20 protein-coding genes are annotated in these 22,327 nt (G+C 48.5%); 9 read left to right on the top strand and 11 right to left on the bottom strand.

The annotated features are described in order from the left end of the window. Nucleotides 1–18: 18 nt before the first annotated feature. Together pgm and seqA are read right to left on the bottom strand one after the other, a co-directional pair. Nucleotides 19–1,665 (bottom strand): phosphoglucomutase (alpha-D-glucose-1,6-bisphosphate-dependent), encoded by a 1,647-nt coding sequence (pgm, locus tag BZG76_RS03410; RefSeq protein ID WP_077460164.1) that lies wholly within the window; start codon nt 1,663–1,665, stop codon nt 19–21. Nucleotides 1,666–1,693: 28 nt separating this feature from the next. Beyond that, a complete protein-coding gene (seqA, locus tag BZG76_RS03405; protein WP_021022465.1) occupies nt 1,694–2,239 on the bottom strand; it encodes a replication initiation negative regulator SeqA in 546 nt (181 codons plus the stop codon). Nucleotides 2,240–2,338: 99 nt separating this feature from the next. Here seqA and BZG76_RS03400 point away from each other — a divergent pair, with 99 nt between their 5' ends. The 3 genes from BZG76_RS03400 to fldA all read left to right on the top strand — a co-directional run bounded on the left by BZG76_RS03400 (nt 2,339) and on the right by fldA (nt 4,031). Next, nucleotides 2,339–3,112 carry an alpha/beta fold hydrolase gene (locus BZG76_RS03400; protein ID WP_021022466.1) on the top strand — a complete coding sequence of 258 codons (774 nt, stop codon included), beginning with the start codon at nt 2,339–2,341 and terminating at the stop codon, nt 3,110–3,112. Between the two features lie 60 nt (nt 3,113–3,172). After that, nucleotides 3,173–3,394, top strand: coding sequence for a DUF2788 domain-containing protein (locus BZG76_RS03395; protein WP_021022467.1), 222 nt, complete (start codon nt 3,173–3,175; stop codon nt 3,392–3,394). Between the two features lie 109 nt (nt 3,395–3,503). Continuing rightward, on the top strand, nt 3,504–4,031 hold the full coding sequence (gene fldA / locus BZG76_RS03390; protein WP_077460163.1) for a flavodoxin FldA: 528 nt from the start codon (nt 3,504–3,506) through the stop codon (nt 4,029–4,031). A 59-nt stretch (nt 4,032–4,090) separates the two neighbouring features. Here the strand turns inward: fldA and BZG76_RS03385 are convergent, their stop codons facing one another. After that, nucleotides 4,091–4,579 carry a DUF4442 domain-containing protein gene (locus BZG76_RS03385; RefSeq protein ID WP_077460162.1) on the bottom strand — a complete coding sequence of 163 codons (489 nt, stop codon included), beginning with the start codon at nt 4,577–4,579 and terminating at the stop codon, nt 4,091–4,093. A 196-nt stretch (nt 4,580–4,775) separates the two neighbouring features. On the opposite strand from BZG76_RS03385, the gene fcrX reads away from it, so the two are divergent. Beyond that, the gene (gene fcrX, locus BZG76_RS03380; protein WP_021022470.1) at nt 4,776–5,222 is read left to right on the top strand and encodes a ferric iron uptake transcriptional regulator FcrX; all 447 of its coding nucleotides are present in this window, start codon (nt 4,776–4,778) and stop codon (nt 5,220–5,222) included. A gap of 70 nt (nt 5,223–5,292) precedes the next feature. On the opposite strand, the gene glnS is transcribed toward fcrX, so the two are convergent. Together glnS and nagE are read right to left on the bottom strand one after the other, a co-directional pair. Continuing rightward, nucleotides 5,293–6,960, bottom strand: coding sequence for a glutamine--tRNA ligase (glnS, locus tag BZG76_RS03375; protein ID WP_077460161.1), 1,668 nt, complete (start codon nt 6,958–6,960; stop codon nt 5,293–5,295). 216 nt (nt 6,961–7,176) lie between these two features. Then, nucleotides 7,177–8,679, bottom strand: a complete 1,503-nt coding sequence (gene nagE / locus BZG76_RS03370) for an N-acetylglucosamine-specific PTS transporter subunit IIBC (RefSeq protein ID WP_077460160.1) — start codon at nt 8,677–8,679, stop codon at nt 7,177–7,179. 318 nt (nt 8,680–8,997) lie between these two features. Here nagE and nagB point away from each other — a divergent pair, with 318 nt between their 5' ends. The 5 genes from nagB to asnB all read left to right on the top strand — a co-directional run bounded on the left by nagB (nt 8,998) and on the right by asnB (nt 15,878). After that, nucleotides 8,998–9,798 carry a glucosamine-6-phosphate deaminase gene (gene nagB / locus BZG76_RS03365; RefSeq protein WP_077460159.1) on the top strand — a complete coding sequence of 267 codons (801 nt, stop codon included), beginning with the start codon at nt 8,998–9,000 and terminating at the stop codon, nt 9,796–9,798. An 11-nt stretch (nt 9,799–9,809) separates the two neighbouring features. Beyond that, the gene (gene nagA, locus BZG76_RS03360; RefSeq protein WP_077460158.1) at nt 9,810–10,946 is read left to right on the top strand and encodes an N-acetylglucosamine-6-phosphate deacetylase; all 1,137 of its coding nucleotides are present in this window, start codon (nt 9,810–9,812) and stop codon (nt 10,944–10,946) included. Between the two features lie 7 nt (nt 10,947–10,953). Next, on the top strand, nt 10,954–12,168 hold the full coding sequence (gene nagC, locus BZG76_RS03355) for a DNA-binding transcriptional regulator NagC (protein ID WP_077460157.1): 1,215 nt from the start codon (nt 10,954–10,956) through the stop codon (nt 12,166–12,168). Nucleotides 12,169–12,340: 172 nt separating this feature from the next. Next, on the top strand, nt 12,341–13,921 hold the full coding sequence (locus BZG76_RS03350) for a cation:proton antiporter family protein (RefSeq protein WP_077460156.1): 1,581 nt from the start codon (nt 12,341–12,343) through the stop codon (nt 13,919–13,921). 289 nt (nt 13,922–14,210) lie between these two features. Next, entirely contained in the window at nt 14,211–15,878 is a 1,668-nt protein-coding gene (gene asnB / locus BZG76_RS03340; RefSeq protein WP_077460154.1) for an asparagine synthase B, read from the top strand. 71 nt (nt 15,879–15,949) lie between these two features. On the opposite strand, the gene BZG76_RS03335 is transcribed toward asnB, so the two are convergent. The 6 genes from BZG76_RS03335 to BZG76_RS03310 form a co-directional block, all read right to left on the bottom strand. Next, complete coding sequence (locus BZG76_RS03335; protein WP_077460153.1) at nt 15,950–17,251, bottom strand: inosine/guanosine kinase; 1,302 nt, start codon at nt 17,249–17,251, stop codon at nt 15,950–15,952. 89 nt (nt 17,252–17,340) lie between these two features. Beyond that, entirely contained in the window at nt 17,341–18,315 is a 975-nt protein-coding gene (hemH, locus tag BZG76_RS03330) for a ferrochelatase (protein ID WP_021022479.1), read from the bottom strand. Between the two features lie 163 nt (nt 18,316–18,478). Further along, nucleotides 18,479–19,123: an adenylate kinase gene (adk, locus tag BZG76_RS03325; RefSeq protein ID WP_021022480.1), complete on the bottom strand. Its 645-nt coding sequence runs from the start codon at nt 19,121–19,123 to the stop codon at nt 18,479–18,481. A gap of 155 nt (nt 19,124–19,278) precedes the next feature. Continuing rightward, entirely contained in the window at nt 19,279–21,174 is a 1,896-nt protein-coding gene (gene htpG, locus BZG76_RS03320; protein ID WP_077460152.1) for a molecular chaperone HtpG, read from the bottom strand. 201 nt (nt 21,175–21,375) lie between these two features. Then, nucleotides 21,376–21,984 carry a recombination mediator RecR gene (gene recR / locus BZG76_RS03315; RefSeq protein WP_021022482.1) on the bottom strand — a complete coding sequence of 203 codons (609 nt, stop codon included), beginning with the start codon at nt 21,982–21,984 and terminating at the stop codon, nt 21,376–21,378. Between the two features lie 3 nt (nt 21,985–21,987). After that, nucleotides 21,988–22,317 (bottom strand): YbaB/EbfC family nucleoid-associated protein, encoded by a 330-nt coding sequence (locus BZG76_RS03310; protein WP_021022483.1) that lies wholly within the window; start codon nt 22,315–22,317, stop codon nt 21,988–21,990. Nucleotides 22,318–22,327: the final 10 nt, after the last annotated feature.

Raw genomic sequence — 22,327 nt, 5'->3', positions numbered from 1 at the left:
GAGAACGGAAACAGCGCGCTAGACGCCCTGTTGCTCAAACACGCGATCGACAATTTGTTGCGCTTCCTGTTCAATCAAGCGCAAGTGTTGCTCGCCTTTAAAGCTCTCACAGTAAATTTTATAAATGTCTTCGGTTCCTGATGGGCGAGCCGCAAACCAACCATGATCCGTGACCACTTTGAGTCCGCCAATTGCCGCGCCGTTACCCGGTGCATGAGTCAATTTAGCAGTGATGACATCCCCTGCTAAGGTGTCAGCTGTCACCATTTCCGGACGCAGTTGGCTCAGCACCTGCTTTTGTTGCGCGTTGGCGACCGCTTGCAAACGGTTATAGGCAGGATCCCCATGTTTATCCGCCAGCTTTTGATAATAAGCCTGTGGTGTCAGCCCCGTCACCGCCAGGATTTCTGCCGCCAGTAAGCAAAGAATAATACCATCTTTATCGGTAGACCAAGGCTGACCATCAAAGGTTAAAAACGACGCCCCCGCACTCTCTTCACCGCCAAAGCCAAGCGTACCCTCATGCAAACCAGGCACGAACCACTTGAAGCCGACCGGGACTTCAACCAGCGGGCGTGATAAGTCATTGACGACTTTATCGATGATGGCACTAGACACCAGTGTTTTACCGACACCTAACCCTGCAGGCCACTGCTGACGATGTCGGAATAAATAATCAATGCACACCGCCAAGTAATGATTAGGGTTCATCAAACCGGCGGGGGTCACAATGCCGTGACGATCAAAGTCGGGATCATTACCAAAAGCCAAGTCATAATCGTCTTTATAAGCGAGCAACCCAGCCATCGCATAAGCAGACGAACAATCCATCCGGATCACGCCATCACTATCGCGCGGCATAAAGCCAAACGTCGGGTCGACATGATCGTTAATCAAGGTAATATCGAGTTGATACTGAGTCGCAATCTGTTGCCAATAGGCGATACCTGCACCACCTAAAGGGTCAACAGCCAGCTTTAATCCCGCTTTTTGAATGGCTTCAATATCAACCACCTGCGTCAGACCGGCAACATAAGGAGTCACGAGATCTTTTTCAACGTAATAGTCGCTGGCCATCGCCGCATCGATATCGATTTGTTGAACACCCTCTAAATAGGTATCGATGTATCGATTGGCTCGGGATTCAATCGCCTTGGTGATTTCTCCCTCTGCCGGCCCGCCATGTGGCGGATTATATTTAATGCCGCCATCTTGCGGTGGATTATGTGAAGGGGTAATGACAATGCCATCCGCTTGTTCAGCATGATCACGATTATAAGCCAGAATTTGCTGGGAAATGCCCGGTGTTGGCGTATAGCCCTGATTTGCCTGTGCGATAATTTGCACCTGATTCGCCGCCAACACTTGTATGACCGCCCCAAACGCAGGCGCAGACAATGAATGTGTATCTTTACCGACAAACACTGGCCCTGTGATGCCACGGGCTTGGCGTTCATCACAGATTGCCTGCGCAATCGCTAAAATATGATCACGATTGAAGGTGGTGCTTAATGCGCTCCCGCGATGACCTGACGTACCAAAAGCAACTTGTTGTTCGGGTTGCCCTGGTCGAGGTTGAGCTTGGAAAAAACGCGTAACAAGCGCAGGAATATCACACAAGTCTGCTGCTTGTGCGCGTTGTCCTGCTTGGGGATGCACTGCCATATTTCTCTTCTCCCATGAGTGGCATAGATTAAATCGCGTTCACAACCTTCTCGGTCAAATCACTGGGGAACTGCATTTTTTCCATCAACTGCTCCACCATTTGGCGTTTACGACCAGTGTTGGTATTGGTGATGACCCAAAAAGGTGTATCTGGAATCTGTTTAGGTTTGGTTGTTTTGCCGCTTTCCAACAGTGTTTGTGGATTATCGGAAAAATACAGACGAGTACGTCCTTTTAACGCCATACCATCAGCAAAACCTTGCTGATCAACACGGTATAAAGTGGTTAGGACAAGCATAAAACGGCCTATGGCACGATCTTGTGCGGCAAACTCATCTGAGATCAAAAGCGTTCGCATCGCTTTGACACGATCAGTGGACACACTCCGTCCAGCATCTTTACTGACAACAATGCCACTAGAACGAGAGGACGTCGTCGGCGCAGCTTGACTGGGCTGCGGTGCCGCATCCGACAGTAATAGGCGACGTAAAATGTCTGATGCACTTTCGCCAATATGCTGGGTTTGGCTGGCAATATAACGGTATAGATCGTCGTCAACCTCAATCGTTTTCATTGTTTTTCATCGCGTCCTGTTTATCGTTTGACGGGGCGATTATACAGAGATAGATAGGTATACTCTACGTTAAAGCCAGTAATCTGAGAGAAAAGCAACGTGTTGTTAAATGGAAAATCTCGTGGTGAGGGGTCACCACTCGTATTAATCCACGGTTTATTTGGGGATCTGGATAATTTAGGTGGGCTAGCTAAAAGCCTTGCTCAGCATTTTTGTGTCTATCAGATTGATCTCCCCAACCATGGACAGTCCTATCATACTAAGAGTATGGATTATCAAAGCCAGTCAGATGCTGTGGTTGCTTGGATGAACGCGCAACGTCTTGAGACGGTCACGCTGGTGGGCCATTCGATGGGCGGCAAAGTCGCCATGGCCATCGCCCAGCGTTTTCCCGAGCGCGTCTCGCAGCTGGTTGTGATGGACATTGCACCCGTCGACTATCAAGTTAGCCGACATGACAATGTCTTTAACGCACTACGCGAGACCCAAACAGTTACCTTAGAAAATCGCCAGCAAGCGCAATCGATCATGAATCGATCGATCGAAAACCCAGGTGTGACCCAATTTTTATTGAAATCACTCTATAAAACCGATCACGGTCACTACGACTGGCGCTTTAATATTGATAATCTTTATCACGGTTATCGTGACATCATGGGGTGGACAGCCTTTGGACCGTATTCAGGCCCAACATTATTTGTTAAAGGACAGAACTCTGAATACATCCAGTCTGAGCATCGCGATACCATTGTCGCGCAGTTCCCCCATTCAAAAGCGCACATGGTGGCAGGCACAGGGCATTGGCTACATGCAGAAAAGCCAGCCGTGGTCGCAAGTGTCATCGAACGCTTTTTAATGCCGGGCGAGCGTTAACAGTTAAGCAACCCTTGTGGTATATTGCGCCGCAGAAGTCGGTGCTCAATGGAGGCACGCATGCTTTACGAGCACTTTCAATTGCTCGAAAAAATTGGTCTAGATCTCGTCTTCGCCGCGATTTTCTTTTTTATCGGCATGGCAATTAAAGACGTGTTACGTGAGGGCAACGTACCAGTATTCGGTCGACGAATCGTCTGGTTTGTGCTCACGCTAGGCTGTGTCGGCTTTATCGTAAAAGGGGTTATTCAATTGGTTTGGGAAGGCGTCGGTATCGGCTAACCCAACGGAGAATAATCGCCTATGCATATGGGTGTGAAAAAGCACGGCTTTTTCTTAAATTCGAGTTAGTTGCAAACAGCAACCCACTGACAAAAACGGGTATTTTTATATGGCGAGTGTAGGTCTCTTCTTTGGTAGTGACACAGGCAACACTGAAGCAATTGCGAAAAGCATTCAAAAGCAGCTGGGCAAGCAAATGGTCCACGTGCAAGACATCGCGAAAAGCAGCAAAGAAGATATTGATAACTTCGATCTGCTGCTGATCGGGATCCCAACTTGGTATTATGGTGAAGCGCAGTGTGATTGGGATGATTTCTTTCCCGAGCTAGAGCAAATCGACTTTTCCACCAAACTCGTTGCCATTTTCGGCTGTGGTGACCAAGAAGATTACGCAGAGTACTTCTGTGATGCAATGGGCACAGTGCGTGATATTATTGAAGCCAAGGGCGCGACCATCATTGGTCACTGGCCAACGGAAGGATACGAGTTTGAAGCCTCGCAAGCCCTTGTGGATGATAGCCACTTTGTCGGCTTATGCGTTGATGAAGATCGCCAACCAGAGTTGACCGACGAACGTGTGAGCAAATGGGTTAAGCAAATTCACGAAGAAATGTGTTTAGCCGAACTCGAAGACTAAAACACACTGATTCGAGAGACGTAAAAACGCCAAGGCGAGCTTAGCCTTGGCGTTTTTTATTACGCAGCTTCTTTGGGCGAGATATCACGGTATTGCCGTTTCTTTCTCACATACAGCGTGCGCTTGACTTCTGCAACCACCTCGCCATGTGCATCTTTCACATGTACCACAAATTCGGGTAACACCTTGTCACCCCGCCCTGCCTTGTGCTGAATATCAGTTAATACCGCTTCGCTGATCACAAAATCTGCATATAAATCGGTGGTCCCAGGCTTGATAAAATTGATATCAGCTTGCTTGTCCCACACATGGTACTGTGGCCCTAAAATACCCATTAACATCAATGCGTAAACAGGATCAGTTAAGGAGAAGATACTGCCGCCATATTGAGTACGATTGGCATTTTTGTTCCACCAACGTAACTTCAATCGCATATTGACACGTTTAAAGTCAGGGCTGATGTTTTCAATACGAATACCGGCACCCCAAAACGGTGGCCAGCTATTAAGTGCCCACTTCACCACTCGTGGCTTATAGAAACGATTCATGGTCTATTGACTTCCTTATCTGGTCCAACCAGGTAATATTCACATCTTGTAAACATTGATGCAACCACAGATGAACAATTTTCGTACGCAGAAAGCATGGCTGATGTAGCGAGAGCAGTGCAATTTTGATAGTCTTATAGAATATTTCCTTGCTAATCCAACTGTCTTCACAGAGACAGAAAACAGGTAGATACACATGTCAGACAATAACCAGGCGTTGAAGCAAGCTGGGCTGAAAGTCACGCTCCCACGACTCAAGATCCTAGAAGTGCTGCAACAGCCAGATTGCCAGCACATCAGTGCCGAAGACCTGTATAAGAAGTTAATTGATCTAGGCGAAGAAATTGGCCTAGCGACGGTCTACCGCGTATTAAACCAATTTGATGATGCGGGCATTGTAACGCGTCACCATTTTGAAGGCGGTAAATCGGTCTTTGAACTCGCGACACAGCATCATCACGATCACTTAGTTTGCCTTGATTGCGGTAAAGTCATTGAGTTTTCTGACGACTTAATTGAAGAGCGTCAGAAAGAGATTGCCGCCCGCTTTAATGTGAAATTAACCAACCATAGCCTGTATCTGTATGGCCATTGTCAGGAGGGCGACTGCAAAGCCGATCCTTCCATTCACAACGCAGATTAATCGATGCTCACCGACTAGCGGTGTGACATAACAACAAAAAAGCCGGCGTGATAAACACGCCGGCTTTTTATTATTTCCCTTCTATTTTCGCCCAAGTATCCCTTAGACTCACTGTTCGGTTAAAAACAAGTGCATCGGGTTGGCTATCTTTGTTATCGACACAGAAATAGCCCGTCCGCTCGAACTGATAACCTTTTTCAGCCGGCGCATTCTGCATACTTGGCTCGACATAGCCTTGCTGTACTTGCAGTGATTCTGGATTAATCGTCTCGGCAAAGTTATCTGCACTTGCTGGGTTAGGTACCGTAAAGAGGCGATCATACAAACGGAACTCAGCAGGTAACGCCTTATCGGCAGATACCCAATGAATAACGCCTTTGACTTTACGACCATCGGCTGGGTCTTTCCCTAACGTATCGGGGTCGTAGCGACAATACACCGTAGTAATATTGCCGTCTTCGTCCTTGTCACAGCGTTCTGCTTTCACCACATAGGCATTACGCAAACGCACTTCTTTGTCTAACACCAGACGCTTATATTTTTTGTTTGCTGATTCGCGGAAGTCTTCGCGCTCAATCCAGATTTCACTCGAGAAGGGTACCTGGCGGGTTCCCATTTCGGGTTGGTTCGGATGATTCGGCGCGTCAAGCCACTCAACACCGTCTGTTTTGTTTTCAATCACCAGTTTAATGGGATCAAGAACAGCCATTGCGCGCGGTGCGTTGTCGTTCAAGTCGTCACGGACACAAGACTCCAAAGAGCTCATTTCAATGGTGTTGTCTTGCTTAGTGACACCAATGCGCTGACAAAACTCACGAATCGACGCCGGTGTATAGCCGCGACGACGTAAGCCAGAGATAGTCAGCATACGCGGGTCATCCCAACCATTAACGAGTTGTTCTTCTACCAATTGATTGAGTTTACGTTTCGACATCACCGTGTATTCGAGATTCAGACGGCTAAATTCATACTGATGAGGCGTACAATCAATGGTGATGTTTTCCAGTACCCAATCATACAATCGACGGTTGTCTTGAAACTCTAACGTACAAAGTGAGTGAGTAATGCCCTCAAGCGCATCAGAAATACAGTGGGTGAAGTCATACATTGGGTAAATGCACCACTTATCCCCAGTTTGGTGATGGTGGACAAAACGAACGCGATAAAGCACAGGATCACGCATCACCATAAACGGCGATGCCATATCTATTTTGGCTCGTAGACAGGCTTTTCCTTCTTCGAACTCCCCCGCGCGCATTTTTTCAAACAGTGCGAGGTTTTCTTCAACAGTACGCTCACGGTAAGGGCTATGTTTGCCCGGCGCCGTCAGGGTACCGCGATACTCGCGGATCTCATCGGGCGTGAGCTCTTCAACATACGCCAATCCTTTTTTAATCAACTCGATGGCATAACCATAAAGCTTATCAAAGTAGTTTGAGGAGTAACGCACCTCTCCCGCCCAATCAAAGCCTAGCCACTGCACATCACGCTTGATTGACGCGACATACTCAACGTTTTCTTTCTCTGGGTTGGTATCGTCAAAACGCAGGTTACATTCACCCTGATAGTCTTGCGCAATCCCAAAATTCAAACAAATTGATTTAGCATGGCCAATGTGCAAATACCCATTCGGCTCCGGTGGGAAACGTGTCACGATCGCTGTGTGTTTCCCTTCCGCCAAATCTTTATCAATGATTTGGCGAATAAAGTTAGTGGGACGAGCTTCAGCATCACTCATCAAGGTTACCTCGTATCAAAAATGCGAATTTTAAAGCTACATAGACGTTATGATCGCCTATTCCGCCCTCTGACTCAACCCGTTGTTGTGATTGTCTTTGCTACGCCCTCTTAATTGTTACTTTTTTAGACGAAACCAACATGCTCCGTGGATAAAAAAAACGCCCAGCAACCCGCTGAGCGTTTTCATCGTCATTATTTATCATTCAAACTAAGTTTAAGGCAACGACACCTTGGAGAGATCTTCATCTTCAGGGATCTGCTTGAGCTCCCCGGCAATAATCTCTGCCAATGGACCGAGGATAACCTGCAAGTTATTTTCGCCGAGTTTGACCACGCCCATCGCACCAATCGCTTTCAGCTTCGCTTCATCAACAATATCACGGTCAGCAACTGACAGACGCAAACGCGTAATACAGGCATCAATCGAAGTCAGGTTTTGATGGCCGCCTAATGCTTTCAAGTATTGACGCGCAAGTTCACGGTTATCACTCTTGCCATTGTTGTTGGCAGGCGCACTTTCAACCGCGTCATCTTCTCGACCTGGCGTTTTCAAGTTCATTGCCATGATAGCCGCTCGGAAGGTGGCATAGTAGAGCACAAAGAACACCAGCCCCATGACAGGAAGCATATACCACTCGTTGGCGACAGGGTTTTTCGAAGACAACACCAAGTCAACAAGGCCTGCCGAGAAACCAAAACCTGCCGTCCAGTTGAACGTTGCAGCAATGAACAACGAAATACCGGTCAAGAACGCATGCAAGACAAATAGCACTGGCGCGACGAACAGGAAGGCAAACTCAAGCGGTTCAGTCACCCCGGTAAAGAAAGACGCAAAACCTGCAGCAATCATGATCGATGCCACACGTGCTTTATTCTCTGGGCGAGCGGTGTGATACATAGCCAACGCTGCACCCGGTAGGCCAAACATCATCACGGGGAAGAAACCGGCCATATACATACCTGTAGTGCCTTTAATCGCCTCACCAGATTCTAGGCCTTGCGCACCGAGCCAGAAACGACCCAAGTCATTAATCCCGACGGTATCGAACCAGAATACCGCATTCAGCGCATGATGCAGCCCGACTGGAATAAGTAGGCGGTTAAAGAAGCCGTAAATACCAGCACCGGCGGCGCCTAAGTTGGTAATGCTTTCACCGAAGTGAACCAGGCCACCAAACACCACAGGCCAGACAAACATCAGTACAAACGAAATGGCGATAGCCACCACAGATACCAGGATAGGTACCAAGCGTTTACCACTAAAGAAGGCCAACGCTTTTGGCAGCTCAACGCCACTATAGCGATTATAAAGCTCAGCCGATACCACACCAATCAAGATACCGATAAACTGGTTATTGATTTTGCTAAACGCTAACTCATTGTTACCCAGAGAAATATCGATTAAACCAATTTGGCTAACCGCGCCTGGGGCACATAACGTGGTGATCACCATAAAGCCAACAAAGCCCGCCAGTGCCGCCGCACCGTCTTTATCTTTTGACATCCCATATGCCACACCAATGGCAAATAAGACGGACATGTTATCAATGATCGCCGCGCCTGACTTAATCATAAAAGCAGCAAGGGCGTTATTTGCGCCCCAACCGGTTGGATCCAGCCAGTAGCCGACCCCCATTAAGATCGCAGCTGCAGGTAGTACCGCTACCGGCACCATCAGCGCACGACCTATACGTTGTGCATAACCAAGAATATTCACCGTCGTTCCCCCTGTGTATTTTTCTGTGTTCAGCAATTGTGCGTCTATGCGCCTTTGCTGGAACCACCACTTGAGCATTCACTCAAGGACTTTTTATTAAATCACTTCTTTTGTAAAGCAATGTTACTCACTTGCAGTTTATGGCAATAAATTCGCTTCGCAAATTAAACCCGTGCTATTTGTGAGAATCATCACCGAATAACCCCAAAACAGAAGAAAATTGTTAGCCTGATCATAAAACTTATTTTATGATAAAAATAAATGCACATATCCGTTATGCTAGAGCCTAGATTACGGAACCGATTACCGAGGTGACTCATGCGACTCATTCCTTTACAAACCAGCCAGCAAGTTGGTCTTTGGTCGGCGCGTTACATCGTCGATACCATTAACCAGTTTGCCCCGACCGCAGACCACCCTTTTGTGTTAGGTTTGCCGACCGGTGGCACCCCACTGAATACCTACAACCAATTGATTAAACTTCATAAAAAAGGCGAAATCAGCTTTGAACATGTGGTGACATTCAATATGGACGAATACTGTGGTATCCCGGCCAATCATCCGCAGGCCTATCGTACCTTTATGTATGAAAACTTCTTTAACCACATTGATATTCAGGAAAAAAACATCAATCTGCTTGATGGAAATGCGACCGATATCGAGGCGGAATGCCAACGCTATGAAGAAAAAATCAAAGCCTACGGCAAAATTCATCTCTTTATGGGCGGTGTGGGTAACGATGGCCACATTGCATTTAATGAACCGGCCTCTTCGTTAGCATCGCGAACTCGGATCAAAACCTTGACCGAAGACACGCGTGTGGCAAACTCTCGCTTCTTTGATAATGATATCAATCAAGTGCCAAAACACGCGCTCACCATCGGTGTTGGTACGCTACTCGATGCCGAAGAAGTCATGATTCTGGTTACTGGTGCCAATAAAGCGCAAGCGCTCGAAGCGGCGGTGGAAGGGTCCGTCAATCATCTTTGGACCGTCTCGGCACTGCAGCTTCATCCCAAGGCCATGATTGTGTGCGACTCGCCCTCAACCGCAGAGCTAAAAGTCAAAACGGTGAAGTACTTTCAAGAGCTTGAAGCCCAAAATATCCATCATTTATAAGGAATTTAAGCATGTATGCCCTAACCCACTGCCGGATTTTTACTGGCCATGAGGTACTTGATGATCATGCCATCGTCATTCGGGAAGGCCTGATTGCAGACGTGTGCCCACAACATGCGCTTTCCACTGACATTGAAACACGCAGTCTAGAAGGTGCGATGGTTAGCCCTGGTTTTATTGATCTGCAGCTGAATGGCTGTGGCGGCGTGATGTTTAATGATGACATTACGTCCGAAACCATCGACACCATGCACCAAGCGAATCTTAAATCAGGTTGCACTAATTTCCTGCCTACCCTGATCACCAGCTCTGATGCCGATATGAAAGCCGCTGTCGCGGCAATGCGGGACCATAAAGCCAAGCACCCGCATCAAGCAGTTGGGTTGCATTTAGAAGGACCTTATTTAAATACTCAAAAAAAAGGAATTCATAGCGCTGATTATATTCGCCCAAGTAGCGATGACATGATTGCATACTTATGCGATAACGCAGACGTCATTACAAAAGTTACTGTCGCGCCCGAGCTCACCCCCCGCGCCCATATCCAGGCGCTGACAAAGGCAGGGATTATTGTCTCGGCAGGACATACCAATGCGACCTACGCTGAAGCGAGAGAGGGCTTCGCCAATGGTATCGGCTTTGCTACGCACCTGTTTAATGCCATGACATCGATCACAGGGCGCGAGCCTGGGATGGTCGGTGCGATTTATGATACTCCCGATGTTTATACCGGCGTGATTGCTGATGGCTTTCATGTGTCATATGCCAATATTCGACTCGCGCACCAAGTAAAAAGGGATAAATTAGTGTTGGTTACCGATGCAGTCGCACCAGCAGGAGCTGACATGGATCACTTTATTTTTGTAGGTAAGAAAGTATATTACCGCGACGGTAAGTGTGTTGATGAAAATGGTACACTTGGCGGCTCAGCATTGACGATGGACCGAGCGGTGCATAACAGTGTTGAGCATGTAGGGATCGCCTTGGATGAAGCCTTGCGGATGGCGACGCTCTATCCTGCTCGCGCAATGGGCATTGATCAGCATTATGGCAGTATTCGTCCCGGAAAAGTCGCGAATCTTGCCATTTTTGACCGTTCAATCAACATTCAAGCAACGATCGTAAACGGGCACTATTTACACAGCTAGGACACCTATGACTGGCGGAAAAATTGGGAATGTCGATCTCGTAAAGCAATTGAACGGCGCAGCCGTTTATCGACTCATTGATCAACAAGGGCCTATTTCACGCATACAAATTGCTGATGTGAGTCGACTGGCTCCTGCAAGTGTGACAAAAATAACCCGCCAACTCTTGGAAAGAGGCCTGATCAAAGAAGTGGCGCAACAGGCCTCAACCGGTGGACGTCGCGCCATTTCACTGACCACCGAGTGCGCCCCTTTTCATACGCTTGCCGTAAGATTGGGGCGTCATTTTATTGAGCTATCTTTGTATGACTTAAGCGGCGCCTCACTGGCTGAGCACGGTGAAACCTTTCATTACCAAGATCAAGATCAGTTGGTCAAAGGCTTAATCGATATCGTGAGCCAATTTATTGATACTCACCAACATGCCATTCGAGAGCTCATTGCCATTTCGGTTGTGATGCCAGGTTTGGTCGACCCAGATTCTGGTGTGGTCGAGTACATGCCCAATATTAATATTCAGCAACTCGCGCTCGCCGATACACTGCGCGATGAATTTGGCGTGCAAGCCTTTGTTGGCAACGACATTCGAGGACAAGCACTCGCTGAGCACTACTTTGGCGCCAGTCAAGACTACTACGATTCAATGCTGGTCAGTGTGCATCACGGAACCGGGGCAGGGATTATCGTCAATGGCCAGATCTTTCTCGGTCACAACCGGAATGTGGGTGAACTCGGCCATGTTCAAATCGACCCTCTCGGTAAGAAATGCCAATGTGGTAACTTTGGCTGCCTGGAAACCGTCGCATCAAACGAGGCCATCATTGAGCATGCGCAGCAATTATTGGCTCAAGGGCATCCCAGCAGCCTAACGCACGATCAAACGTTAACCATCGAGGCCATTTGCCAAGCCGCCGAGCAAGGCGATGAGCTGGCCCGTCAAGTTTTAGTCAAAGTCGGTAATCATTTGGGTAAAGCGATCGCGATGACGGTCAACCTGTTTAACCCACAGCTGGTCGTCATTGCGGGTAAGATCACCGCCGCCAAAAGTGTGGTATTCCCCGCCATTGAGCGCTGTGTAGAAAACCAGTCACTGCCAAGCTTCCACCAAAAACTGGCGATCGTTAGCGCGGATTTACAAACTCAGCCGACTATGGCGGCGTTTGCTTTAGTCAAGCGTGCGATGCTAAACGGTGAACTCCTTCAACAGTTACTCGGAGAATAATGCTATCGGGCTTGCTCCTCTGTAAGCCCGTTTTTCTCCCCTTTTCACATCTATCCCTCATCGGCCAAGTTAGTGACTATTTTACATTCACAGATTGACCACAAAACGTGTACATTATAGCCACGTGACAGACAAGACGTTGTCTCATTCAACTCTGGAATAAGTATAAAATATGGAACTGGTTTTTATCTCAACCGCTTTTGTTAGTGGCTACATATTAATGCGCTGCCACCTTCCCCCCTTAGTTGGCTTTCTGCTTGCCGGTTTTGCTCTCCATGCAATGGGGTATCAATCCACCCCCGTGATCACCCAGCTGGCCGAACTAGGGGTCACCCTTCTCCTTTTTACAATTGGGTTAAAGCTCGATGTCAAAACGCTGTTTGCTAAAGAAATTTGGTTTGGAGCTACCGCGCACAATGTGCTGACAACCGGCTTTTTTACCTTAGCGCTAATGGGCCTGAAAGCCTTGAGTCTTCCCATGCTATCAAGCATGGGCCTGTCAGAGATGCTGCTACTCGGTTTTGCGTTATCTTTTTCTAGCACCGTTTTTGCGATTAAAGCCTTACAAGATAAAGGCGAACTCAACGCAACGTATGGTACCTTGGCGATTGGCATGCTGATCATGCAAGACATCTTCGCGGTGATCTTTTTGACAGCCATCTCAGGAAAAACACCTGATCTGACCGCATTATTGTTATTCGCTTTGCCTCTGCTCAAGCCCGTACTCGGCAAGCTACTCGATAAGGCAGGCCATGGGGAAATGCTGGTACTCTACGCTATTTTCCTTGCACTGGTTGCTGGCGCCGGGCTATTTGGCGCGGTCGGGATCAAGCCTGATTTAGGCGCGCTCATCTTGGGAATGTTACTCGCCAGTCATCCCCGCGCATCAGAAATGGCTAAATCTCTATTTAATATTAAAGAGTTATTCTTAATCTGCTTTTTCCTCAATATTGGCTTATCCGAGCAACCTACTTGGCAAAGTTTTAGTTTTGCGTTGATTTTAATGTTGCTGCTGCCGATAAAAGGCATTTTGTATTATTGGGTCGTTAGTGGTTTTCGCTATCGTGTGCGCACCGCGCTGTTTACCACCCTTACCTTGTTCAACTTCAGTGAATTTGGTCTCATTGTCGGTGGACTGGCGTACCAAACCGGATTAATGCCTGGGCCGATTCTTGTCTCTATTGCGATCGCGGTCTCGCTCAGCTTTATCTTCTCTGCGCCGCTAAATACCTTTAGTAACGCGTTGTATACATGGGCCTCGCGCTGGTTACCCGAGCGTGCTCCAGATAAACTTCACAGCAGTGAACAACCCATTAATCTCGGTGACGCCAGCATATTGGTATTGGGGATGGGGCGTATCGGCACGGGCGCTTACGATGAATTGGCAACCACTCACCAGCAGCCCATCGTGGGGATTGATACCCGAGAGGAATCCGTCGCTCACCACCAGCAAGAAGGACGGCAGGTGATCATGGGTGATGCCACCGACCCCGACTTTTGGTCCCGAGCGGTCTCAAATGGCAACGTATCACTGATTTTACTTGCGATGCCCAATAGCCAAGCCAATACACTGGCACTGGAACAAATCCGGCAAACGCCCTTTAAGGGCAAAGTGGCCGCGATTGCTAAGTACCAAGATGAGTTGGAGCAACTTAAGGCTCTGGGTGTAGACGAAGCCTTTAATATCTACCAAGAAGCAGGCAGTGGCTTTGCTCGCCATGTGCGAGAGCGCTTTTCGTCATCGGCTGACTAGCGCCGTTTTATCGCTGTTTTCTCCCTTATGACGCACAAGATGCTGACGCTTCTTGTGCGTTTTTGTATGTTATCTGCGCTATTTTTAGTTTTTATTCGCTATTTATCGTTATTTTTAAATAATATTCATCAAGGGCACGATTTAGATAACGAATTTGTTTTATCTACTTGTGCATTTCCTCTCCCCAAGGCACAGTGTCTCTACATTGTGGCCACCACGTTGGCACTATATAACTGCCACAGCACATGGCTGCCACAGCACATCAATCAACACTATGGAGAGGAAAATTATGTGTTCAATCTTTGGAGCGCTCGACATTAAAACCGATCCGCAACAATTGCGTGACGTTGCGCTCAAAATGTCAAAAACCATGCGCCATCGAGGGCCTGACTGGTCGGGGATCTATTCATCAGATAAAGCTATTTTGGTCCATGAGCGCCTTGCGATTGTCGATCTTAACAGTGGTGCGCAGCCACTTTATAACCCACAACAAACCCAAGCGTTGGCAGTGAACGGTGAGATCTACAATCACAAAGAGCTTCGTGCCGAATTCGCGGCGGATTATCCGTTCCAAACAGAATCAGATTGCGAAATTATTTTGGCGTTATACCAAGAAAAAGGCGCTGAGCTGCTGGATTACTTAAACGGTATTTTTGCCTTTATTTTGTACGATGAAGAGCAAGATGCCTACTTGATTGGCCGCGATCATATTGGCATTATTCCGCTGTATCACGGCCATGATGAGCACGGTAACTATTATGTAGCGTCAGAAATGAAAGCACTGACACCGGTATGTAAAACCATCAGCGAATTCCCTCCTGGTCACTTTTTATGGAGTAAGCAGGGTGAGCCTGTCCGCTACTACAAGCGCGATTGGATGGACTATGATGCCGTCAAAGACAACCGCACCGATAAAGCCGCGCTCAAAGAGGCGTTAGAAAGTGCCGTACATCGTCAGCTCATGACCGATGTGCCGTATGGCGTATTACTCTCTGGCGGGCTCGATTCTTCCGTGATCTCTGCGATCACCAAACAGTTTGCGGCGAACCGCGTTGAAGATGATGACCAAAGCCAGGCTTGGTGGCCGCGTTTGCACTCATTTGCGATTGGTCTTGAGGGCGCGCCTGACTTAAAAGCAGCCAAAGAGGTTGCCAATCATCTAGGGACTGTTCATCACGAATTCACTTACAGCATTCAAGAAGGGCTAGACGCCATTCGCGATGTGATTTATCACATTGAAACCTATGATGTGACGACTATTCGCGCCTCTACACCTATGTATTTGATGTCACGCAAAATTCGTGCGATGGGGATCAAAATGGTGCTCTCCGGTGAAGGCGCCGATGAAGTCTTTGGCGGATATCTGTATTTCCACAAAGCGCCTAACGCACAAGAATTCCACGAGGAAACCGTGCGTAAACTGCTCGCACTAAACATGTTCGATTGTGCCCGCGCCAACAAATCAATGGCCGCCTGGGGGGTGGAAGCCCGTGTGCCTTTCCTCGATAAAGCATTTTTGGAAGTGGCGATGCAAATCAAACCGGACGATAAAATGTGCGGTAACGGTAAAATGGAAAAACACATCATTCGTGAGTGCTTTGGCGATTTACTGCCCGAATCAGTGGCATGGCGACAAAAAGAGCAGTTTAGCGATGGGGTTGGCTATGGCTGGATTGATACCTTAAAAACCATTGCCGACGAAAAGATCAGCGACCAGCAGTTAGCCACCGCTGAATTTCGCTTTCCATACAACACGCCGACCACCAAAGAAGCGTATATGTATCGTGAGATCTTCGCAGAGCTTTTCCCGCTCGACGATGCGGCGAAATGCGTTCCAGGCGGCCCATCAATTGCTTGCTCAAGTGCCAAAGCCATTGAGTGGGATGAATCTTTCAAAAACCAAGCCGATCCCTCTGGCCGCGCCGTACGCACTGTCCATGAAAAGGCGTATCAATAACAACGCCCTTATCCTCGCAATAAAAAACCGCCAAATTGGCGGTTTTTTATTCGCATTCAAAGCCTCTCGCCTTAGCGTTCCCAGTAGGCTTCTTCCAGGCTATCTTCACGTTCTGGCAACCCGCGAGAAAGGCGTGGTGAGTGCTGCGCCAATACCTCATAGCTCACACGGTTGGCGTATTTACACACCTGAGAGAAAGACGAGTAGGTCAAAAATGGATACTGGTGTTTACGCGAATTAGGCACATTGTCACGGTGGTAACGGTTGGCTGACATATCATGCAGCAACGCAGAGAGGGCACCGTCACCCGCGCCATTGGTATTTTTAATCCGTTCCGGTCCACCCATATAAGGGGCAATATGCGAATATACTTTTATTGGATTTTCGCAATCGGCTTTGATCATTGGACGGCTGAACTCATACATATTGAACTCAGGAATCGCACCAGGTAGCAGCGGTAGTGACGTTTCACGTTTGGCTTTGTCTTCACTGTAGCCGGCCATGTATAGGCCAATCGGGCCTGCGGTGCAAAGCACCATGTCCACCCATTGTAGCGTCGCGTCAGCCGCCAATAGCGGATCACTTTCTCCGGTCAACGCCTCGCCTTCATCTTCGTTCATGGCAACCACACTGACGTGTTCAGCGAGAAAATCGCGCCACCACTGTGGATTTTGTTCAATCACATATTTGGTGCCCAATGTCATGACTACCGGCACATTATGCTTTTTGGCATATTTGATCGCACGCATGGTCGCATCTGGCATCGGATCGCCTTCTTTACAACGGACCAAATACGCAGTCAGTACCAACGCCGAGGCGTTTTCAAAGATATGCTCAGGAATCGAATCAGGATGGAGTTGGTTCATCAAGCCTTCGTTGATGGCAAACGTACGCTCACCGCAATCGCCAATCAGCGCATAGCAACGACCAATCGGGCCTTGAACCGGTTGCAGGTAGTTCAGATCCATTCGGCTGGAGGTGTTACACAAATACCGATAAGAATAACTACCAATACGAATATCCTGGCTCATTACCCCTAGCAAGATCGACTGATCGTCGGCCAATGCGGAATAATTGTGTAAGGTATTGCCAATGGTGCCGCCGGCAAACTCATGCGTCACCAAGTTGTTATCTTTTAGCTCTTGATACAAGGCTTCGGCACGCTCATCATCAATCACCAATGAGTGGCCCTTGCTTAAACCATAACGTTCCAGAAACTCATCACCTACTTTCGCTTCTATATCGACCAAGGTTTGGTCAATGCCGATGACATGAGGGCGCTTAAAGCCGCGGTCCGTGGCAGGATTGAGCAAAGGATCCCGGGCATGAACCGGAAAGTAGTGTTTAGACTTACGTTGTCCTGGAAATTTCATGGTTCGTGTAACTTGGCTAATGGAAGGAAGGCGCGAATTCTATCACAGAATTTGCGCCTGCGTAGCGTCTGGCCTACGAATTTTCTCGCCTACCAGCCTTGCGTATGGTCTGCCACCAGCGCGGCAAGTAAATCAATGTGGGCCTTGTCATCGTTTAAGCATGGAATAAAACGAAAGGCTTCGCCACCGGCTTCTAAGAAGATATCACGACACTCTCCGGCGATTTCTTCTAAGGTTTCCAAGCAATCAGATGAGAACGCGGGAGTCATGATATCTAACGTTTTGACCCCCTGGGCTGGCAACCCTTCCAAGGTTTTGTCGGTGTAAGGCTTCAGCCACTCTTCACGGCCAAACCGTGATTGATAACTCATCATAATGGCATCATCTGGCAAACCTAATTCGGCTTGGAGCAACGCGGTAGTCTGTTGGCAATGCTGCGGGTACGGGTCGCCATTATCGGCAAAACGCTGCGGGATCCCATGATACGAACATAACAAGCGATCCCCTTTTCCATGCTGCTCCCAGTGGCGTTTCACCGACGCCGCCAACGCGGATTGATAAGCAGGGTGATCGTGATAATGATGCACATAGCGCAATTCGGGAATACGTGGTCGCCCTTTGAGTGATTTAGCTACCTTATCAAAGACCGCCGCCGTGGTGGTGGCCGAGTATTGTGGGTAAAGCGGTACGATTAGAACCTTTTCACAGCCTTGTTGCTCTAGCGTCTCAATGCCCTGGATGATTGACGGTGTACCATACGTCATTCCCAACGCAACTGGCATATCTACTTGTTTTGCTAACGCATCACGCTGACGTTTGGCATACACCATTAACGGTGAGCCTTCCTCCATCCATACACTTTGATACAGTTTGGCGACCTTGGGTGACCGTACCGGCAAAATCACGCCGTGCAATAATGGGCACCATAACCAGCGGGTTAAATCGACCACTCGGTGATCATGCAAAAACTCAGAGAGAAAGCGCTTTACCGCGGCGGGCGTCGGTTCATCTGGCGTCCCCAAGTTGACCAATAGCACGCCAACTTGGTGTTTATTTTCTGTCATTATGGTTGTCCTTGGCATCGGCTCAGTCAAAGAGCGAATAATAGTAATGAGTGACATGCAGCTTGCCATAAAAAAACCGGAGCGACTAATCGTCTGCTCCGGTTTCTGCTATCCGTCATACCGATGACGTCATAGGGTTACACCGCATCGGGCGTGGCGCTGATTAGCCGAGTACTTTTTGAATCTCGGTGCTAACCTGCTCAACCGCTTGGGTGCCGTCAAAAGTGACAAACTGGGTATTGCCGGCATCGGCTTCTTTTTTATAGTACGCAATCAGTGGTGCCGTTTGATTGTGATACACGTTTAGACGCGCACGCACTGTCTCTTCTTTATCATCATCACGCACCACCAGCGGCTCGCCCGTCACGTCGTCTTTCCCTTCCTCTTTCGGTGGGTTATAAACTAGGTGATAGGTGCGACCAGAGGCCAGATGAGCACGGCGACCACTCATACGCTCTACGATAACGTCGTCCGGAACGTCGAATTCGAGTACGTAATCGATCGCGATACCGATCTCTTTAAGGCCATCCGCTTGCGGAATCGTACGTGGGAACCCATCTAGCAAGAAGCCGTTGGCACAATCATCTTGCGAGATACGCTCTTTAACTAGGCCAAGAATAATGTCGTCAGACACCAATTCGCCCGCATCAATAACTGCTTTGGCTTTTAAACCAAGCTCAGTGCCCGCTTTAATCGCGGCGCGCAACATGTCACCGGTAGAAATTTGCGGAATCCCGTATTTTTCCATGATGAACTGCGCTTGCGTCCCTTTACCCGCGCCCGGTGCACCCAAAAGAATGATGCGCATAGTGATCCCCTTTATGATTATTTAGGTTTCGTTAAACTGCGTCTATCGCCGCAAAGACCCGAAACATACACGCTTAGCCAAACGCTATCAAGCCCGGCATCCGGCCGGGCTTGTCGTTCGTCACTGAGTATGTTGATTGACTCGACCTGTGTCGATTATACCTTGGTCAGAAGTTGATTGACCGACGCCAAGAACTCTGACGGATCATCCATGCTGCCCTTCTCTGCCAACATCGCTTGGCCGAGCAACATTTCTACCCAAGTACCAAATTTTTGCTCGTCGCTTTCATCCGCCATGCGCTTGATGAGATCATGCTCTGGGTTTAGCTCAAAAATGTATTTCACATCAGGCGCTTGCTGGCCAGCGGCTTCTAGCAACTTCGCCATTTGTGTGCCCATTTCAAACTGATCAGTCACAACCACAGCTGGGGTGTCTGAAAGCTTAAACGTGGTGCGCACATCTTTCACCCGTTCACCTAGGTGAGATTTCACCCGCTCAACCACAGATTCAAACGCTTTTTCGGTTTCTTCGCGCTCTGCTTTTGCCTCTTCATCGTCGAATTGACTGAGGTCGAGATCCGCTTTGGTGATCGCTTGGAACGATTTGCCATCGAACTCGGTCAGGTAGCTCATCAGCCATTCATCGATGCGATCGTACATCAAGATCACTTCAATGCCTTTGGCTTTAAACTGCTCCAAGTGTGGGCTGTGTTTCGCGGCGTTATAGCTATCTGCCGTGATGTAGTAGATCTTGTCTTGCTCTTCTTTCATGCGCGACACATAGTCGGCCAGCGACACGGTTTGCTCAGCGCTGTCTTCTTGGGTTGAAGCAAAACGCAGCAAGCCAGCAATTTTTTCTTTATTGCTGAAATCTTCCGCTGGGCCTTCTTTCATCACCAAGCCAAACTCACGCCAAAATGTTTGATACTTGTCGGCATCATTTTTGGCCAGTTTTTCTAGCATCGACAGAACACGCTTGGTGCACGCCCCCCGTAGCGATTGGGTGATCTTGTTATCTTGTAAGATCTCGCGCGATACGTTGAGCGGCAAATCGTTAGAATCAATCAAACCACGTACAAAGCGCAAGTAGCTTGGCATAAATTGTGACGCATCATCCATGATGAACACGCGCTGTACATAGAGTTTCAGTCCATGTTTGTGCTCGCGGTTGTAAAGATCCCACGGCGCCTTAGAGGGGATATACAACAAACTGGTGTAATCATTTTTACCTTCAACCCGGTTATGGCTCCAGGTTAGCGGCTCTGCAAAATCATGCGAAACATGCTTATAGAATTCTTTATATTCTTCAGCAGAGATATCGGACTTGGCACGGGTCCATAGCGCTTGCGCTTTGTTCACTTGCTCCCATTTGCCTTCGCCAGTCTCGTTGCCTTCCTCGTCTTTCTCTTGTGTCCACATTTCAACCGGAATACCGATGTGATCCGAATATTTACCGATCACTTCACGCAGGCGCCAGTCGTTAAGGAACTCTTTCTCATCGTCTTTGAGGTACAGCGTAATATCGGTGCCACGTTCCACTTTACTAACAGGCTCAAGTGTATATTCACCTTCACCGGTCGATTCCCATTGCACCGCTTCGTCAGCCCCAAGCCCTGCAGCACGGGTACGCACCGTCACTTTATCTGCGACAATAAAGGCGGAGTAAAAACCGACACCAAACTGGCCAATCAAGTTGGAATCTTTGCTTTGGTCTTCGTTCAGTTGTTTTAAAAACTCTTCGGTGCCTGATTTGGCGATGGTGCCGAGATTGGCAATAACATCGTCACGGCTCATGCCGATGCCGTTGTCAGACACGGTGAGTGTGCCGGCTTCGCTATCAAAAGACAAACGAACACGCAGATCACCGTCGTTTTCATACAGCTCAGGCGCTGATAGCGCTTTAAAGCGCAGCTTATCCGCGGCGTCCGACGCGTTTGAGACCAGCTCTCGAAGAAAGATCTCTTTGTTTGAGTAGAGAGAATGGATCATCAACTGCAGCAATTTGGAGGTATCTGAACCAAACTGGTGTTTTTCTGGGGTTTTCACGCTCATGTCAATCTACCTAACACTATGATGTTTAAAGGCTGAGTGGGTAATCGACCCACGTCACGAAGAATTCATATTCAGTACCCCAGGATATAAGGGCCACATCAGTCGCTTTCAAGGTGTGACTGGTCAAATAAACATCAGTTGAGAAAAAGAAAGCCTAACCGGGCGGTTAGGCTTGATAAGCGGTTAGCAATATTGACGCCGTTAGCGATATTTAAGCTGTTGGCGGCCAATAATGGAGTGCGACAGCGTGGTGCCATCCACCAATTCAAGCTCACCACCCATGGGAACACCATGGGCGATACGGCTCGCGCCCACTTGGTGTTCTTGGCAAAGCTCGGCGATGTACTGCGCCGTGGCTTCCCCTTCTACCGTAGGATTGGTCGCCAGAATAAGCTCTTCAATCGGTTCACTTTGCAAGCGCTTTTCCAAAACGTCTAAACCGATATCTGCCGGCCCAATCCCATCTAATGGCGACAAGTGCCCCATTAAGACAAAATAGCGCCCGGCATATTGGCCGGTCGCTTCAACGGCGGCAATATCGGCCGGGCTTTCAACCACACAAATCAGTCCGGTTGCTTGTCGTTTCGGGTTATCACAAATGGCACACACGTCTTGCTCTGTAAATGTCCGGCACTGGCTGCAGTGGCCAATGTCGGTCATTGCCGTGCTCAGTGACTGCGCCAGGGCAAGCCCCCCTTGGCGATTACGTTGCAAAAGATGATACGCCATTCGCTGCGCCGACTTGGGACCCACCCCAGGTAAACAACGCAGCGAGTCCATCAGCTGTTCAAGTAACTGGCTGGTGCGCATAGATTAAAACGGCATTTTCATGCCCGGTGGTAACTGCATACCGCCTGTCACGTCTGCCATTTTTTCTTTCTGTTGCTCTTCAACACGACGTGCAGCATCGTTGAATGCGGCTGCAATCAAGTCTTCCAGCATGTCTTTGTCATCTTCCATCAAGCTATCATCGATGTCGACACGACGGATGCTATGGCTGCCTGTCATGGTGACTTTCACCATGCCTGCGCCCGCTTCGCCTGTCACTTCCATGCTGGCAATTTCTTCTTGTACTTTTTGCATGCGCTCTTGCATTTGCTGCGCCTGCTTCATCATGTTGCCCATTCCGCCTTTACCAAACATAATTCTCTCT

The organism is Salinivibrio sp. AR647, from assembly GCF_001995415.1.
Lineage (GTDB): Bacteria > Pseudomonadota > Gammaproteobacteria > Enterobacterales > Vibrionaceae > Salinivibrio > Salinivibrio costicola.
Note: the sequence above shows the minus strand (reverse complement) of the source record. Positions and strands in the feature narration are given on the sequence as shown.

What these genes read in the sequence shown, in the direction of transcription:
- htpG (WP_077460152.1), bottom strand. Translation starts at nt 21,174, where the DNA reads ATGAGCGTGAAAACCCCAGAAAAACACCAGTTTGGTTCAGATACCTCC.
- fldA (WP_077460163.1), top strand. Translation starts at nt 3,504, where the DNA reads ATGGCGAGTGTAGGTCTCTTCTTTGGTAGTGACACAGGCAACACTGAA.
- BZG76_RS03395 (WP_021022467.1), top strand. Translation starts at nt 3,173, where the DNA reads ATGCTTTACGAGCACTTTCAATTGCTCGAAAAAATTGGTCTAGATCTC.
- fcrX (WP_021022470.1), top strand. Translation starts at nt 4,776, where the DNA reads ATGTCAGACAATAACCAGGCGTTGAAGCAAGCTGGGCTGAAAGTCACG.
- BZG76_RS03335 (WP_077460153.1), bottom strand. Translation starts at nt 17,251, where the DNA reads ATGAAATTTCCAGGACAACGTAAGTCTAAACACTACTTTCCGGTTCAT.
- nagA (WP_077460158.1), top strand. Translation starts at nt 9,810, where the DNA reads ATGTATGCCCTAACCCACTGCCGGATTTTTACTGGCCATGAGGTACTT.
- BZG76_RS03385 (WP_077460162.1), bottom strand. Translation starts at nt 4,579, where the DNA reads ATGAATCGTTTCTATAAGCCACGAGTGGTGAAGTGGGCACTTAATAGC.
- nagC (WP_077460157.1), top strand. Translation starts at nt 10,954, where the DNA reads ATGACTGGCGGAAAAATTGGGAATGTCGATCTCGTAAAGCAATTGAAC.
- pgm (WP_077460164.1), bottom strand. Translation starts at nt 1,665, where the DNA reads ATGGCAGTGCATCCCCAAGCAGGACAACGCGCACAAGCAGCAGACTTG.
- recR (WP_021022482.1), bottom strand. Translation starts at nt 21,984, where the DNA reads ATGCGCACCAGCCAGTTACTTGAACAGCTGATGGACTCGCTGCGTTGT.
- BZG76_RS03310 (WP_021022483.1), bottom strand. Translation starts at nt 22,317, where the DNA reads ATGTTTGGTAAAGGCGGAATGGGCAACATGATGAAGCAGGCGCAGCAA.
- asnB (WP_077460154.1), top strand. Translation starts at nt 14,211, where the DNA reads ATGTGTTCAATCTTTGGAGCGCTCGACATTAAAACCGATCCGCAACAA.
- BZG76_RS03350 (WP_077460156.1), top strand. Translation starts at nt 12,341, where the DNA reads ATGGAACTGGTTTTTATCTCAACCGCTTTTGTTAGTGGCTACATATTA.
- seqA (WP_021022465.1), bottom strand. Translation starts at nt 2,239, where the DNA reads ATGAAAACGATTGAGGTTGACGACGATCTATACCGTTATATTGCCAGC.
- nagB (WP_077460159.1), top strand. Translation starts at nt 8,998, where the DNA reads ATGCGACTCATTCCTTTACAAACCAGCCAGCAAGTTGGTCTTTGGTCG.
- adk (WP_021022480.1), bottom strand. Translation starts at nt 19,123, where the DNA reads ATGCGCATCATTCTTTTGGGTGCACCGGGCGCGGGTAAAGGGACGCAA.
- glnS (WP_077460161.1), bottom strand. Translation starts at nt 6,960, where the DNA reads ATGAGTGATGCTGAAGCTCGTCCCACTAACTTTATTCGCCAAATCATT.
- hemH (WP_021022479.1), bottom strand. Translation starts at nt 18,315, where the DNA reads ATGACAGAAAATAAACACCAAGTTGGCGTGCTATTGGTCAACTTGGGG.